Below are 13,818 nucleotides of genomic sequence, written 5' to 3'. Positions count from 1 at the left end.
GCTACAGAGACATAGTTGAGTAATCAGCTAGGAGACGTGGCCGAGTGGCCGAAGGCACATCCCTGCTAAGGATGCATACGGCTTATACCTGTATCGTGGGTTCGAATCCCACCGTCTCCGCCAGAATCAAATAAAAAAGCCTCCCCTGCGGGAGGCTTTTTTATTTGTCTGGACGGAACGGTGGGATTCGAAGGGCTGGGCCGTGCCGGCCCAGCCCTCTCCGAATCGCCCATCTGCCGCGCCCCGCGCGGCCCCGTTGGCCGCGCAGCGGCCAACGCCGTCCCCCCATCTCAGGCAATGGCGGCCAGCGCCAGCGCCGGCTTATGCGAGCACATACGCCGGCCGGTGCTCAGCAAGAGATTCTTTTTCACCGCATTCAGCCCAATCCCCTTAAAAAGTTGCATAATCCACAAATGCCGCGCAGAAATTTCATACTGGCCAGCGCGGCCTATGCCGGCGGCATTGAGGCATGGTCCGCATAAACGAGGGGGTACGCACATGCAGCTGCTTCGCCAAGTCAAACTGTCGCGCCGGCTGGCCTTGTTGGTCGCCATCTTTTCGCTGGGCCTGATCGTGTATGGCGGCTGGTCGCTGCGCGTGCTGCACGAACTGAAGGTCAACGGTCCCGTATATCACCGCATCGTACAGGGCAAGGACCTGGTGGCCGACGTGCTGCCGCCGCCGGAATACATCCTCGAATCGTATCTGGTCGCCTTCCAGCTGATGGCGTCCGAAGACAGAAGTGCGCAAGACAAGCTGGTCGAACGCCTGAAAACCTTGAAGGCCGAGTACGACACGCGCCATCAGTTCTGGCGTACCCAGGATCTCGATCACGATATCGCCGAAGCCTTGCTGACGCAGGCGCATGCCCCTGCCGTGGCATTCTATGAGACGGCATTCACGCGCTTCATCCCGGCGCTGCAGGGGCAGGACAAGGCGGGCGTGGCCACTGCCATGGCGGCCATGGCCGCCAGCTACGACAGCCATCTGGCGGCCATCAACCGCGTGGTCGACATGACCAGCAAGCGCTCGGCCGCGTTCGAGACCGAATCGGCCGACAAGGCACGCTCGGCAACCGTGCTGCTGGCGGGCTTGCTGCTGGCATCACTGGGCGTCAGCATCGCCGGCGCCGTGCTGATCAGCCGCAGCATTACCGGCCCCTTGCAGGAGGCGTTGCTGGCCGCGCAGAGGGTGGCGGCCGGCGACCTGAGCAATCGTGTCGACAAGCGCTTTTCCGACGAGCCTGGTCAATTGCTGCAGGCCCTCGAAGCGATGAATGGCAGCCTGTCGCACACCGTGGGCCAAGTGCGCAGCAGCACGCAAAGCATCACTATTGCTTCGCGCGAAATCGCGGCCGGCAATTTCGATCTGTCGTCGCGCACGGAGGCGCAAGCCAGTTCGCTGGAAGAAACGGCTTCCGCGATGAAGGAGCTGACCAGCACGGTAAAGCAGAATGCCGACAATGCGCGGCAGGCCAATCAGCTGGTGGTGTCGGCGTCGGAATTTGCCGTGCAGGGCGGACAGGTGGTCGGGCGCGTGGTCGATACCATGGGCGCCATCAATGCCAGCTCGCGCAAGATCGTCGATATCGTCGACGTGATCGACAGCATCGCTTTCCAGACGAATATCCTGGCCTTGAACGCAGCGGTAGAGGCTGCCAGGGCGGGCGAGCAGGGACGCGGCTTCGCCGTCGTCGCCAGCGAAGTGCGCAGCCTGGCGCAACGTTCGGCCAGTGCCGCGCGCGAAATCAAGGCCATGATCGGCGATTCGGTCGAGCGCGTCGACGCGGGCAGCAAGCTGGTGGACGAGGCGGGCGCCACGATGGACAAGATCGTGGCATCCGTGAAGCAGGTGGTCGACTTGATGAGCGAAATCGCCGCCGCCAGCCAGGAACAGAGCCTGGGCATCGAACAGGTCAACCAGGCCATCACGCAGATGGACGAGGTCACGCAGCAGAACGCCGCCCTGGTCGAGGAAGCGGCTGCCGCCGCCGGCAGCCTGGAAGAGCAGGCGGCCAGCCTGGTGCGGGAAGTGGGGGTGTTCAAGCTCGATGCGGGCGGCGCTGCCAGCGCGCTTGCCGCATCCGCGCAGCCGGGCCGGTGACAGGCTGACAGGCTGGCTGGCGGCCAGGACGCCGTTCGGCATGGCGTTTCCTGGACGTTGCTGCGCTATGGTGCGCGGGCCGCTGGCGTGGCTTGCTTGTCGCACGTTGCCAAGGTACCTGTGCATGCGGAAAACGTTTCCAGATAGGTGATGGTTTTTTCGTATTCGTCGATCAGGTAGCGCAGCTGATATGCCATCTCGACAGATTCGCCCGTGCCTTTGTCCCGCAGCCTGTACATATCTTTCAAGAAGCGTTTTCTTCGCGCCAGTTCCGCAGCCAGGCGCGCTTTGCGCTCGGCGGCCGGTGGCAGCGGAGACGGCTTGCCATTGATGGATTTGACGCCCTCAGACGTCAGATCCAGGTCCTTGCCGGGGGAGCAAAATTCCACGCCCATTGTTCCATCCGCCTGCACCAGTATCAGCAGTTCGTCGGCGTCGCTGTTGGCTGGCAAGGTCACGGCCAGCACTTCAGGCTTGCCCTTGGGCAGCCAGCGATATTCGAGCTTGACCTGCGACGGCGCCGCGGCCTGCGCCGGCAGGTAGAAGCAGCAGCTGGCGGCGCTGCTCATGTACGGATTCAGGGGATCGGTATCGACAGCGTTGTCGGGATCGCCGACGGAACTGATGCCCACCTGGATCATGCGCGGGCTGTAGTTCAATGTACTGACCGATACCTTGCGCTCACCGGCGCCGGGCGTGTACGCGTGCAGGCCGCGTTCCCCGCGCTCGTCGTGGCCTGCAAGCAGGGGCCGGCGGTACAGCGGTTCAATGCCGAAGCTCGCGATATTGCTGATATAGCCGGTATCGGACGGGCCGACGCGCGAGTGGCTGTTACCCGGCGTGTGGTAGAGGTAGCCGATCTCGTCCAGCGATAGCGCGCTGACCATGCGGTCCTGCTGAAACAGTGGCGGGGATGCATAGCTGTCGCCGTTGCCCATGACTTTGGCGTAGATGGGGCCCGTCCATGGCCCGTGGCCGCCAAAGCGCGCGAGTACCACGTACTCGCCCAGCAGCGATTTTACTTTCAGGACATCCTTGGTCTCGCCAGTGACGGGGTCGATGATGGAATAAATGCCCGGAAAGGGATTGGTGGCGACACGCCACAGCGTGGGCATGGCAAAGCAGAGTCCGGCAACGATGGCGATGCCGGTGGCGATGGCAGTGCTGGTTTTCATGCTTCGTCCAGTCGTTGTTGCTGCGTGTCCTGCGTTGCCGCAGTGGCGCCGGGGGCGATCCCTTTCATCCGGCAGAACGCCACGAGGTCGGCCGGATAGAAGGGCGCGCCGCGATAGCCGCTGTCATCGATATCGAGCACGCAGGTGATGGCGGCCGCTTCCCAGGACCAGTAGCCCCAGAACGAGGTGTCGCGCCGGTGGCTGTCGTAATAGGGCTCGCGGCGGCTGGCTGCATACCATTGCTGCAGATAAGCGTGCATCAGCGCAGGACGGGCATCTTTTTCTGCCGCGAATATCTTGAGTGTATTGACGTAGGGCAGATGGCGCGTGCACTTTGGCCAGGCGGCATCCCTGCCGGCGACGAAGCATGCCAGCAGCCGCTCCAGCAAGCCATCCTTTTCATGGTTATTGAAATCGATGACGGGCGCCAGCCGGGGCAGCAAACTGCCGCAGCCCAGCAAAATGCCTAGGCAGACCATGCGGTTGACCTGCTCGTAGCCGTCGCCGGGCAGGGCGAAGTGGGGAAATCCCTGTTCGGCTTCGCCGGCCTGAGCGTCAAATGCCATGTCATAGCGGGCAAACGCCAGCCAGTAAGCGAGTATCGTGGAGTACGCGGCGCGCAACTCATCCAGCGCGTGACCGGCGCTGTAGGCGAGGGCTAGCTGGTCGACGCCATCCCAGGCCCGCTGGCGCGTGGCCGTCATGAAATTTTCTGGTGGAATATGTTGCAGCACGTGCGCCGGCTGTTGCAAACCGGCTGCCACCATGTCGTAGCACTCATCCTGGCTTTCCTTGCTTTTAAGGTAGATAGCATAGGACAACCGCGCTTCCCTGCGCCGGGCCAAAAAATCCCGCTCGTTCAGCGTCTGCATCCTTGCCCCTTGCTGATTATGGTTGCGGCCATGTAACTTCGCTGGTGTAGCGGCCTTCCTTGCGTAGCCGTCGCGCATAGTCGACCAGATCCCTGGGGTACACCAGATGCGCGGCCTGGCTATCGTCCAGGTCGAGCAGGAAAACCGTCGCTCCCGCTTCGAATGCCCAGTAGCCGTAGTAGCCGGCATAGCCTTCCTCGCTGATATTGAGATGCTCGTTGTACCAGCGCGGATGATGTCGCATGGCCGGATACCACTGTTTCAGGTATTTTTGGAGCAGGGCCAAGGTAGCGTCCTCATCCTCCTCATAGAACACTTGCAGCAGGGTGTCATAGGGCCTGGCGATGATGCAGGCGGCGAGTGCTTGTCCATCCTCCACATATCCGTCGATCAATTGCTCGAACAGGCCATCGCGGCCACGGTGGCTGCGCAGCACGTGGATGATGCGCAGCACCGAACGGTGATCGCGCAGCAGGATGGCAATGCTGAGCAGTTGCAAGGTGTCCTCATAGTCGGACAGGATGGAAAACTCTGGTGCTCCCTCATATTCGTAGGGCCCAAACTCTGGAAACTCAAGCGCCGCATCCTGCTGATAGAGTTGGTCGACCGCATTCCATTCTTCAAACTTATCCACGATGCCCGCGATGCGCGGCGCCAAGGCCTCGATGGACTCGCCCGCCGTATAGTCGAGCATCCAGATCCAGAGTTCTTCTAAATACAAAAAATGATGGACGGAAGCATTTTCCTGCGCTGAGTCGGCGACCTTTTTGTTTTCCAGTCCTCCTGCAATCAGCGCAAATTGATTGCTGCGCGTTTTGACATACAGTTCTTCATCCAGAAATTGCTGGCGGCGCCGCTCGGTGAATGGGCGATTGTTCATCTTGTCTGGCTGCCGTCGTGATCGACGCGTAAGGAAGATGCGTTTACATGGAAAAATGCGGACATTGCCTGGGACTCCGTGTGATGAGGGAAACGTACTGGCAGTTGATGTAATGACTTGTTTGCAAGATTACATACTAGAAATAGTGATTCAACAAGCGCGATTCAATTGAATCTTGTGCCAGAAAGAAATATTCAAAATAGCTACCATGAGCGGCTCGATGGCGTGCCGCAGATATTTTTCGGCCGTCATCGTCTTTTACGTGAACCGGAGCAAGCATGAGCAAGATCAAATACGCGGCCGCAGCGGCCTTATGGGCCAGCCTGTCGCCCGCCATGGCGGCGTCCACCCCGGTCGCACCACCATTCCTCGATGTGCTCGCCTATCAGTACGCCAATTGCGTCAAACCTGCCTACCATCAGGCCGACCTGCTGGTACAGGACGGGGCGGGGCGCTACCAGATCGACGTCAAGGGGGAGGCCTACACGGTCGAACTGCAGGAACGCATGGGCTTTTCGCTGCAGGCGGGCACAGGCGGCCCCGTGGCGGCCGTCGTCAAGCTGGACCGGCCGCCACAGGGACAGTTCGCGGAGCAGGCGCGCTGGCGCGAGCGCTGGCTGCGCGACGTGGCCGAGCGCAGCGGCGTGGCGCTGGACGAGCGGGCGCTTGCGGGCGGCGCGCGCCTGCTGGTCGTCAACAAGGGTGAGATCAAGGGGAACTATGTGGGGCAGTCGCTGCTGATCGATCCGGTACGGCAGTTGTTCATCGATATCGCGTGGCCGAACACGCTGGATATCTATCGCGGCCCCGATGCCCTGCGGCAGGTGCGGCAAGTGCAGGACGATGTCTGGAAACGCATGCTGTCCTGCCCGCCGGCCGCGTGAAGCCGGTCGCCTTCGCATATCCCTGCTGCGTGCACGTGCATACACAAATAATAATGATTCTCATTTATAATTCAGCGCTATGGGGGTGCAATGGGCTGGCGCCATGGCGCCACGGGTAGTGAAGGAGGGCATGATGGGCAGTGTGTATGGCAACGAGGACGCGATCGCGCACGAGCATCGCGTACTGATGGGCGAATATGGGCGGGCGCAGGCGCGTTGCAGTGCGCAGCTGGCGGCGCAGGCGGCCCGCATCGCGCAGCTGGAGTCGGAATTGATGCGCGCGCGGGCGCAGGTGGTGATCCGCGATTCCAGGCTGGCGCTGGCGCGCGATGAACTGGCCGAACTGGCGGCCAGCGTGCCGGGCTTGCCGACGCGTGCCAGGCTGGCAAGCCGGGTCGAGTGGCTCGGTGAGCGCGTGCAGGACCTGATGCGCGAGCTGCTGCGCCTGCAGTGGCTGCCGGCGCCATCCTTGCAGGCCGACGTGCGCGAAAAAGCCGTGCTGTATGTGGGCAATTATTCAAGCCTGGCACCGGGCCAGCACGCGGCCGGCGCCAACGTGGCGCAGCTGGCCATCGAGCAGGCCGGCGGGCGCTTCCTGCACCATGCGGGCGGCGATGACGGCGCCGACGACGCGGCGGCGCTGGAAGCCGGTCTGGTGGCGGCCGACCTGGTGATTTGCCAGACGGGCTGCGTCAGCCACGATGCCTACTGGCGCGTGCATGACCATTGCAAGCGCACGGGCAAGCAGTGCGTGCTGGTGGACCAGCCGCAAGCCATGCATTTCGTGCGCAAGGAGGCGCTGGCCGATTTTTGATGCCGGATTAACGCCTGCTTAATCCGCATGGGGCAGAATGGCCATCCATTCGATGTCATAGCGAGCGCCCATGCTGTCCCTGCAAATCGGTCCCCTGGCCCTGCCCACGGGCCTGGTCCTGTTGTTCGTTTCCCTGTGCGTCGCCTACGGCGCGGCGTGGTGGCTGCGGAAGCACCGCCGGCTGCCGGACGCCGGCCCCCTCGTTTCCGACATGCTGATCGCCGGCCTGTTGGGGGCGCGCGTGGCGTTCGTGCTGCGCTGGCACGAACAGTATCTGGCCGCGCCCGCGTCCATCCTCAATATCCGCGACGGCGGCTTCCTGGCGCCGGCTGGCATCGCGGCCGCGCTGGCCATCGCCGCGTGGCGCTGCCGGGGTCCCGCCATGGCGCTCATGCGCCGGCCGCTGGCCATCAGCGTGGCCTGCGGTGCGCTGGCCTGGGGCGTGTTGAGCGCAGGGCTGGGGCTGGCGTACGACAAGCCGGCGGCCTTGCCGGCCGTGGCCCTGCATGCGCTCGACGGCACCTCCACCAGCCTGGCGGCGCTGGCCGGTGGCAAGCCCATGGTGGTCAACTTGTGGGCCAGCTGGTGCCCGCCATGCCGGCGCGAGATGCCCGTGCTGGCCGCCGCACAGCAGGCGCGCGCCGATATCGTCTTCGTGTACGCGAACCAGCGCGAGGATGCGGCGGCGGCCAGCGCTTTCCTGGACAGGAGCGGCACGACCCTGCGCAACGTGGTGCTCGACGGCGAGGCGGCGCTGGGCAAGGCGGCCGGTTCCTCGGCCCTGCCCACCACCCTGTTTTATGACGCGCAGGGGCGGCTGGCCGATACGCACCTGGGCGAATTGTCCGACGCTTCGCTGGCCAGCAAGCTGCAGAAGATCGCCCCCGTTCCCTGAGGCGGGTATGCCTTGTTGACGTAGCCATGGCGCTTTCTGATAGTATACCCCCCTATAGTATTTATCGGAGTGAATCATGGGCCACACGGCGCACAACAAGACCAGGCTGCTCAATCGCGTCAAGCGCATCAAGGGACAGGTGGAAGGCCTGGAGCGGGGACTGGAAGAGGGCCGCGACTGCGGCGAAGTGCTGCAGCTGATCGCCGCCGTGCGCGGCGCCGTCAATGGCCTGATGGCCGAAGTGATCGAGGAGCACTTGCGCGAGCACGTGGCCAGTCCCGATATCTCCGGCGAGGAGCGGGCCAGGGGCGCCGACGACATCGCGGGCATCCTGCGCACCTACCTCAAATAAGGAGAACGTCATGAAAACGCAATCCCTCAGCGAAGACCTCTCCGCCTGGCAGCACGAACACGTCTTCGGCGCCGCCAGCGACAAGGCGGAACGCCGCGCGCGCATTGTCATGTGGATCACCTTGGCCACCATGGTGCTGGAAATCGTCGCCGGCTGGTGGTACAACTCCATGGCCCTGCTGGCCGACGGCTGGCATATGAGTTCGCACGCGCTGGCCATCGGCCTGGCCGCGTTTGCGTATGCGGCGGCGCGCCGCTATGCGCGCGACCCCCGCTTTGCCTTCGGCACGTGGAAGATCGAGGTGCTGGCCGGCTATACGAGCGCCATCCTGCTGCTGGGCGTGGCCGTGCTGATGGTGGCCGCTTCCGTCGAGCGCCTGTTCTCGCCGCAGCCCATCCACTATCCGCAGGCGATGGCGGTGGCGGCCTTCGGCCTGGCGGTCAACCTCGTGTGCGCGCTGATCCTCGGCGGCCACCACGACCACGACCACCACCATGGCCACGACCATCATGACCATCACGGGCACCATGACCACCACGACCACCATGGCCATGGCGAAGACCTGAACATGAAGGCCGCCTACATCCACGTGCTGGCCGACGCGGCCACGTCCGTGCTGGCCATCGTGGCGCTGGCCGGCGCGTGGGCTTACGGCTGGCAGTGGCTCGATCCCGTGATGGGTATCGCGGGCGCCATGCTGGTGGCGCTGTGGGCGAAAAAGCTGATGCTGGACACGGGCAAGGTCTTGCTGGACCGCGAGATGGACCACCCCGTGGTGGATGAAATCCGCGAAGCGGTGGAAGTGGAAAGCGCCGGCGACACGCCGCGCATCGTCGACCTGCACGTGTGGCGAGTCGGCAAGCAGCTGTATTCGTGCGCCTTGTCCGTCGTCAGCCGCGACGCTGCATTGACGGCCGCCGAACTGCGCGCGCGCATCGGCATCCACGAGGAAATCGTCCACAGCACCATCGAGATTATTCGCCGGCCTTGATAATGATGGGGAAAAAAGCCCGTTGATGCGGGGCGTAGGCCGTATAATGTCGGCTTTTACAGCACGCGCTGTTCACCAGACAGAGAAGAAAATGAGCACATTACCACCATGCCCGCAATGCCAATCCGAATTCACGTACGAAGACGGCAGCCAGTTGATCTGCCCTGAGTGCGCGCATGAATGGTCGGCCACGGCTGGCGAAGCCGTGGATGAGGGCGCCCGTGTGTACCGCGATTCGGCCGGCAATATCCTGCAGGACGGCGACACGGTCAGCGTCATCAAGGACTTGAAATTGAAGGGCGGCGGCGGTGTCGTCAAGATGGGCACGAAGGTCAAGAACATCCGCCTGGTCGACAGCGACCACGACATCGACTGCAAGATCGACGGCTTCGGTTCCATGAGCTTGAAGACGGAATTCGTCAAGAAAGTGTAAGACTTTTCCTTGCCATTCGCGGCGCGCCTCGCATTGTTGCCGGCGCGCCGTTTTTTATTTCAGACCCCATGCAAATCGACCATCTCCGCCAGCGCCTGCGCGCCCTGGGCGCCAAGCCCCTGCACGAACAGCGCGTGCTGCGCGACTGGATACAGGGCCAGCCGCACGACCAGGGCCGGCGCCGCGCCGAAGACTTTTTGCCGCTGCCCGTGCGCGACGCCTTGCCTGCGCTCGACCTCGAACTGCAGGGCATGCTGAAACTGCTCAGCACCCATCCGGGTGCCGACGGTTCGGCGCGCCTGCTGGTGGGGCTGCACGACGGCCAGACGGTGGAAAGCGTGCTGCTGCCGCGCGACGGCCTGTGCGTGTCGAGCCAGGTCGGTTGCGCCGTCGGCTGCCAGTTCTGCATGACGGGCCGTGACGGATTGATCCGGCAAGTCACCAGCGGCGAGATCGTCGCCCAGGTGGTGCTGGCGCGCACCTTGCGCCCGGTGAAAAAAGTCGTCTTCATGGGCATGGGCGAACCGGCGCATAACCTGAACAATGTGATGGAAGCGATCGAGCTGCTGGGCACGGAGGGCAATATCGGCCACAAGAACCTCGTGTTCTCCACCGTGGGCGACCCGCGCGCCTTCGAGCGCCTTCCGCAAGGTCGCGTCAAGCCGGCGCTGGCCCTGTCGCTGCACACGACGAAGCCGGCGCTGCGCGAACAGCTGCTGCCGCGCGCACCCAGGCTCACCCCGCGCGAGCTGGTGGACTTCGGCGAAGCGTATGCGCGCCTGACCGGCTACCCTGTGCAGTACCAGTGGACGCTGATGGAGGGCGTCAACGATGGCGACGACGAGATGGACGGCATCGTCGCGCTCTTGCAGGGCAAGTACGCGGTGCTCAACATGATCCCGTATAACACCATCGATGACTTGCCGTTCAGGCGTCCCAGCTGGGACAAGGCGCGGGCCATCTCCGCCGCCCTGCACGCGCGCGGCGTGCTGACCAAATTGCGCGATTCGGCCGGGCAGGACGTGGAGGGCGGCTGCGGGCAGTTAAGGGCGCGCGAAGCGAAAGGCAAGGTCATTGCCATTCGTTCCAGCGTGACGGCGTAGGTCGGATTAGCGGAGCGTAATCCGACATTCGCCCATACGCCAACAATGATGTCGGATTACGCGGTGCCCGCTAATCCGACCTACTCGGCCCGCATCCCACCGAGCAAATCATTTTCATTCAATATCGCAAACGCGATCTCGGGATGCGCTGCCAGACAGCGGCGCACGGCGGCGGGAATGGCGGCGCGCGTCTTGCGGCACAGGCCGGGCCGCTCCAGCAGGCGGATCTGGAAGCCGCGCACGGTGCGCACTTCGCCGCTGCCCGGCACGATCTGCAATTCCACGCCCAGGTTGCTCTTCAACAGCCGCTGCAGCTTCTGCAGCTGTGCATACGTGGCGATACCCTCGATGTGCGCCAGCAGGCGCTTTTCTTCCGTCAGGTTCAGGCGCAGGATGGACAGGTCCGCCTGCGGATCGTCGAGCAGGCGCTCGCGCTCGCAGTCGCACAGCTGCGGCGGGCACTCCTTGCGGACTTCAAAATCGACGATGCGCATGCTGGTGTTCCAGTGACGTTCCAATGGCGATCCGGGATCAATCAAGTATCGTCCGCCGCCTGGCGCATGTCAATCAGCGGGGGCTGACGATCAGGCGCCAGCGGATGGGGCCCTGTTCGCTGCTGTGCTGGTGGTGGTTTTGCGGCGGCATGACGTGGCCTTCCGTCGAGACGATCTCGTGCGCGCAGCCGTCGCAGCGGTAGATGCCCGAATACGGCACGGCTTCGCCGGGCGAGGTCAGTTCATCGAAACGCGGGTGCATGGAGCGGGCCACGTAGCTAGGGTTCTTGTAGTCGGCCATGGATTCCTCTGGATGTGGGCAGGTCCCCATTCTGGCACACAATCGTGCGCGGCCTTGACCGCGTGTCTTGGCGCGCGCGCCGCCCTGTGTTGTAATGTTGATCATCCCGACGGAGTACGCAAGGCCATGAGAACCCGCATCAAGATCTGCTGCATCGCTTCCATCGACGAAGCGCAACTGGCCATTGCCGCCGGCGCCGACGCGCTGGGCCTGGTGGCCGCCATGCCGTCCGGCCCCGGCCCGATTCCCGACGCGCGCATCGCGCAGATCGCCGCCTGGACGCCGCCTCCCGTGGCCACCTTCCTGCTGACGTCCGAGACGACGGCGGCGGCCATCGCCGAACACGTGCGCGCCACGCAGCCGTCCACCGTGCAGATCGTCGGCCATATCGACCCCGGCGAAGTGGCGCAGCTGGCGCGCTTGCTGCCGCACGTGCGGCGCGTGCAGGTGATCCACGTGGAGGGACCGGAGGCGTTGGCGCTGATCCCCGCCTACGCGCCCCATGTCCACGCTTTTTTGCTCGATTCGGGACGCCCCGGCGCGGCTGTGCCGGAACTGGGCGGCACGGGCCGCACGCACGACTGGTCCGTCAGTGCGCGCTTCGTGCGCGCCAGCCCCCGTCCCGTCTTCCTGGCCGGCGGCCTCGATGCGAACAACGTGATGGAGGCGCTGCGCCAGGTACGCCCCTACGGCATCGACCTGTGCTCGCGCGTGCGTACGGACGGCCAGCTCGATGTCATGAAGCTGGCCTTGCTGATGGCGGCCGTGCGCGACGTGGATGCGGCGCTGTATGCGGAAGGCTAAGCCGCCGTTGCCGACGCGTTCATCTCGCGCACGAACGCTTCCGTAAACGCGGCCACCATGCCGCTGGCTGCGCGCGGCGAGATCAGGCCCACGACGGAGTGCGATTCCTCGTCCGGCAGGGCGATAAAACGCACGCCGGGCGGCGCCACCAGGCGCATGCTGTCGGGGACGATGGCGATGCCCATATTGGCCTCGATCAGGTTCAGCTGCGACGTCTTGCGCGACAGGGCGCGCGCCGCCTTCGGGAAGAAGCCCTGCGCCAGGCACAGGCCCGCCACCAGGTAGCTCAGGCCCCCCCGGTCCTTGTGCGGGATAGAGACGAACGCTTCGTCGCGCAGGGCGGCGATCGTCGTGCGCTCCAGCGCCGCCAGCGGCGACATCGCCGACACGGCCACCACCAGTTTTTCCGCGTACAGTTCGCGCACGACGATGTTGGCGTGCTTGCGCAGGGTGGGCAGGCGCACGAGGCCCAGGTCGGCGCGGCCTTCTTCGATATCAAACGCCTGGTTTTCCGACGAGCCTTTCGACACGTCGAGCGAAACGCCGGGGAATTGCGCCAGCAGCCGGTTCAGCACGGCGCCGATGGCGGGCGTGAGGGTGACGGAACTCGAATGCAGCAGGCGGATGATGCCTTGCGCGCCTTGTCCCACGTGGCGCGTCTGGCGCACGGTTTCCTCGATGTCGTCGATGATGCGCCTGGCCCGCTCATAAAAGACCTGTCCGGCGTGCGTGAGCTCGATATGGCGCGCGTCGCGCGTCAGCAGCAGGGCTTGCACCTCGCCCTCGAGCTCCTTGATTTGCCGGCTCAGGGCCGACTGCGCGATGTACAGCTTTTCCGCCGCGCGCGAGTAGCTGCCCGCATCGACGACTTCGACAAAGTAGCGGAACTGTCTGATGGAAATCAATCGTATGCCTTTTCGAGATCGGAGACTGCCTGATTTGATATTGGCCTGGCCCCGGCGTTCGCGCTACAGTGGCCTGGTCTGCTGTCACTGCAAAGGAAAGACCATGCTGGAATTGATCGGGGTGCTGGGACTGCTCGTCAGTATTATCGTAAAACTGATTTTCGTCCAGATCGGCGGCGGTCGCTCAGGATTGGATAGTGAGGATTGATGTACGTTTCGCATAGAAGCCCAACGGCGAAAATGCTGGGGTCGGACCCTCAGGGTCCGACCCCGGTCTTCGTCTTCGAGGTTGTCAGCATTGCAACAAATTCGTCCTGCAAGGCGATCTGCTGTACCTTGTAATTCAATGCCACCCCATCCCACTCCGCCAACGGCTTGCCCGCGCACTTGAGCGCCGCCTCGCGCGCCGTCCATGCCTGCGCCAGGCGCCGCGGGCGTTGCGCATCGGGGCCGGCGGCCAGTTCCTGCGCCACCTGCGGCCCCAGATAATCGCGTGCCAGATGGAACCAGTCGGCAATGTCCTGCACCCGCATTACGTCGATGCCAACGGGACCGTGCAGGCCGATGGCTGCCAGCGACAGTCCTTCGTCATGGCTGAACGACAGGCTGGCCGCGCGGCCGGCCAGCAGCAAACGGGGAGGGGCGCCCGGTGTCGATTCCACTGTAATCTCCCCGACGTCCAGGTTTTGCCACTGCGCCGCCGCTTCGCGCACGGCCTGGCGCAGGTGCGCGCGTGCTTCCATGCGGGATGGCGGCGGCACGATGCCGATCACCAGCACGCCGTCGCCCGCCCAAAGCACCGTAAAATCCAT

The 13,818-nt window shown here is 64.0% G+C and carries 16 protein-coding genes and 1 tRNA gene; 10 read left to right on the top strand and 7 right to left on the bottom strand.

What is annotated here, in order from left to right:
* Window positions 1-30 precede the first annotated feature (30 nt).
* Window positions 31-123 (top strand) — tRNA-Ser (locus OX462_RS17915).
* 375 nt (window positions 124-498) lie between these two features.
* Window positions 499-2,103: a methyl-accepting chemotaxis protein gene (locus OX462_RS17910; protein WP_409026713.1), complete on the top strand. Its 1,605-nt coding sequence runs from the start codon at window positions 499-501 to the stop codon at window positions 2,101-2,103.
* Between the two features lie 65 nt (window positions 2,104-2,168).
* Here the strand turns inward: OX462_RS17910 and OX462_RS17905 are convergent, their stop codons facing one another.
* Genes OX462_RS17905 through OX462_RS17895 form a run of 3 tightly spaced genes read right to left on the bottom strand, consistent with a single transcriptional unit; the run spans window position 2,169 to window position 5,030 of the window.
* Window positions 2,169-3,278 (bottom strand): hypothetical protein, encoded by a 1,110-nt coding sequence (locus OX462_RS17905; RefSeq protein WP_409026712.1) that lies wholly within the window; start codon window positions 3,276-3,278, stop codon window positions 2,169-2,171.
* Window positions 3,275-4,228 (bottom strand): PoNe immunity protein domain-containing protein, encoded by a 954-nt coding sequence (locus OX462_RS17900; protein WP_409026711.1) that lies wholly within the window; start codon window positions 4,226-4,228, stop codon window positions 3,275-3,277. The genes OX462_RS17905 and OX462_RS17900 overlap by 4 nt, the downstream gene beginning before the upstream one ends.
* Window positions 4,167-5,030 carry a PoNe immunity protein domain-containing protein gene (locus tag OX462_RS17895; RefSeq protein WP_409026710.1) on the bottom strand — a complete coding sequence of 288 codons (864 nt, stop codon included), beginning with the start codon at window positions 5,028-5,030 and terminating at the stop codon, window positions 4,167-4,169. The genes OX462_RS17900 and OX462_RS17895 overlap by 62 nt, the downstream gene beginning before the upstream one ends.
* Window positions 5,031-5,308: 278 nt before the next feature.
* On the opposite strand from OX462_RS17895, the gene OX462_RS17890 reads away from it, so the two are divergent.
* The 7 genes from OX462_RS17890 (at window position 5,309) to OX462_RS17860 (ending at window position 10,502) form a co-directional block, all read left to right on the top strand.
* Entirely contained in the window at window positions 5,309-5,914 is a 606-nt protein-coding gene (locus tag OX462_RS17890) for a hypothetical protein (protein ID WP_409026709.1), read from the top strand.
* A gap of 133 nt (window positions 5,915-6,047) precedes the next feature.
* The gene (locus tag OX462_RS17885; protein ID WP_409028760.1) at window positions 6,048-6,728 is read left to right on the top strand and encodes a DUF2325 domain-containing protein; all 681 of its coding nucleotides are present in this window, start codon (window positions 6,048-6,050) and stop codon (window positions 6,726-6,728) included.
* 70 nt (window positions 6,729-6,798) lie between these two features.
* Complete coding sequence (locus OX462_RS17880; protein ID WP_409026708.1) at window positions 6,799-7,623, top strand: redoxin family protein; 825 nt, start codon at window positions 6,799-6,801, stop codon at window positions 7,621-7,623.
* A gap of 76 nt (window positions 7,624-7,699) precedes the next feature.
* Window positions 7,700-7,975, top strand: coding sequence for a metal/formaldehyde-sensitive transcriptional repressor (locus OX462_RS17875; protein WP_086138316.1), 276 nt, complete (start codon window positions 7,700-7,702; stop codon window positions 7,973-7,975).
* A 10-nt stretch (window positions 7,976-7,985) separates the two neighbouring features.
* The gene (gene dmeF / locus OX462_RS17870) at window positions 7,986-8,966 is read left to right on the top strand and encodes a CDF family Co(II)/Ni(II) efflux transporter DmeF (protein WP_409026707.1); all 981 of its coding nucleotides are present in this window, start codon (window positions 7,986-7,988) and stop codon (window positions 8,964-8,966) included.
* 91 nt (window positions 8,967-9,057) lie between these two features.
* Window positions 9,058-9,399, top strand: coding sequence for a zinc ribbon domain-containing protein YjdM (locus tag OX462_RS17865; protein ID WP_409026706.1), 342 nt, complete (start codon window positions 9,058-9,060; stop codon window positions 9,397-9,399).
* 68 nt (window positions 9,400-9,467) lie between these two features.
* Window positions 9,468-10,502, top strand: a complete 1,035-nt coding sequence (locus tag OX462_RS17860) for an RNA methyltransferase (RefSeq protein ID WP_409026705.1) — start codon at window positions 9,468-9,470, stop codon at window positions 10,500-10,502.
* 80 nt (window positions 10,503-10,582) lie between these two features.
* Here the strand turns inward: OX462_RS17860 and OX462_RS17855 are convergent, their stop codons facing one another.
* Window positions 10,583-10,996, bottom strand: a complete 414-nt coding sequence (locus tag OX462_RS17855; RefSeq protein ID WP_409028759.1) for a hypothetical protein — start codon at window positions 10,994-10,996, stop codon at window positions 10,583-10,585.
* Window positions 10,997-11,069: 73 nt separating this feature from the next.
* Complete coding sequence (locus OX462_RS17850; protein ID WP_077402374.1) at window positions 11,070-11,297, bottom strand: hypothetical protein; 228 nt, start codon at window positions 11,295-11,297, stop codon at window positions 11,070-11,072.
* Window positions 11,298-11,423: 126 nt separating this feature from the next.
* Here OX462_RS17850 and OX462_RS17845 point away from each other — a divergent pair, with 126 nt between their 5' ends.
* Entirely contained in the window at window positions 11,424-12,101 is a 678-nt protein-coding gene (locus OX462_RS17845) for a phosphoribosylanthranilate isomerase (protein ID WP_070311927.1), read from the top strand.
* Here OX462_RS17845 and OX462_RS17840 read toward each other — a convergent pair.
* Together OX462_RS17840 and OX462_RS17835 are read right to left on the bottom strand one after the other, a co-directional pair.
* Window positions 12,098-13,006, bottom strand: a complete 909-nt coding sequence (locus OX462_RS17840; protein WP_409026704.1) for a LysR family transcriptional regulator — start codon at window positions 13,004-13,006, stop codon at window positions 12,098-12,100. The genes OX462_RS17845 and OX462_RS17840 overlap by 4 nt on opposite strands.
* Before the next feature lie 257 nt (window positions 13,007-13,263).
* Window positions 13,264-13,818, bottom strand: a complete 555-nt coding sequence (locus OX462_RS17835) for a 4'-phosphopantetheinyl transferase family protein (RefSeq protein WP_409026703.1) — start codon at window positions 13,816-13,818, stop codon at window positions 13,264-13,266.

Source organism: Janthinobacterium aestuarii, assembly GCF_046113285.1.
GTDB lineage: Bacteria > Pseudomonadota > Gammaproteobacteria > Burkholderiales > Burkholderiaceae_D > Janthinobacterium.
Note: the sequence above shows the minus strand (reverse complement) of the source record. Positions and strands in the feature narration are given on the sequence as shown.

Coding starts and splice junctions, on each gene's coding strand:
- OX462_RS17910 (WP_409026713.1), top strand. CDS start 499: ATGCAGCTGCTTCGCCAAGTCAAACTGTCGCGCCGGCTGGCCTTGTTG.
- OX462_RS17905 (WP_409026712.1), bottom strand. CDS start 3,278: ATGAAAACCAGCACTGCCATCGCCACCGGCATCGCCATCGTTGCCGGA.
- OX462_RS17900 (WP_409026711.1), bottom strand. CDS start 4,228: ATGCGCGACGGCTACGCAAGGAAGGCCGCTACACCAGCGAAGTTACAT.
- OX462_RS17895 (WP_409026710.1), bottom strand. CDS start 5,030: ATGAACAATCGCCCATTCACCGAGCGGCGCCGCCAGCAATTTCTGGAT.
- OX462_RS17890 (WP_409026709.1), top strand. CDS start 5,309: ATGAGCAAGATCAAATACGCGGCCGCAGCGGCCTTATGGGCCAGCCTG.
- OX462_RS17885 (WP_409028760.1), top strand. CDS start 6,048: ATGGGCAGTGTGTATGGCAACGAGGACGCGATCGCGCACGAGCATCGC.
- OX462_RS17880 (WP_409026708.1), top strand. CDS start 6,799: ATGCTGTCCCTGCAAATCGGTCCCCTGGCCCTGCCCACGGGCCTGGTC.
- OX462_RS17875 (WP_086138316.1), top strand. CDS start 7,700: ATGGGCCACACGGCGCACAACAAGACCAGGCTGCTCAATCGCGTCAAG.
- dmeF (WP_409026707.1), top strand. CDS start 7,986: ATGAAAACGCAATCCCTCAGCGAAGACCTCTCCGCCTGGCAGCACGAA.
- OX462_RS17865 (WP_409026706.1), top strand. CDS start 9,058: ATGAGCACATTACCACCATGCCCGCAATGCCAATCCGAATTCACGTAC.
- OX462_RS17860 (WP_409026705.1), top strand. CDS start 9,468: ATGCAAATCGACCATCTCCGCCAGCGCCTGCGCGCCCTGGGCGCCAAG.
- OX462_RS17855 (WP_409028759.1), bottom strand. CDS start 10,996: ATGCGCATCGTCGATTTTGAAGTCCGCAAGGAGTGCCCGCCGCAGCTG.
- OX462_RS17850 (WP_077402374.1), bottom strand. CDS start 11,297: ATGGCCGACTACAAGAACCCTAGCTACGTGGCCCGCTCCATGCACCCG.
- OX462_RS17845 (WP_070311927.1), top strand. CDS start 11,424: ATGAGAACCCGCATCAAGATCTGCTGCATCGCTTCCATCGACGAAGCG.
- OX462_RS17835 (WP_409026703.1), bottom strand. CDS start 13,818: ATGGATTTTACGGTGCTTTGGGCGGGCGACGGCGTGCTGGTGATCGGC.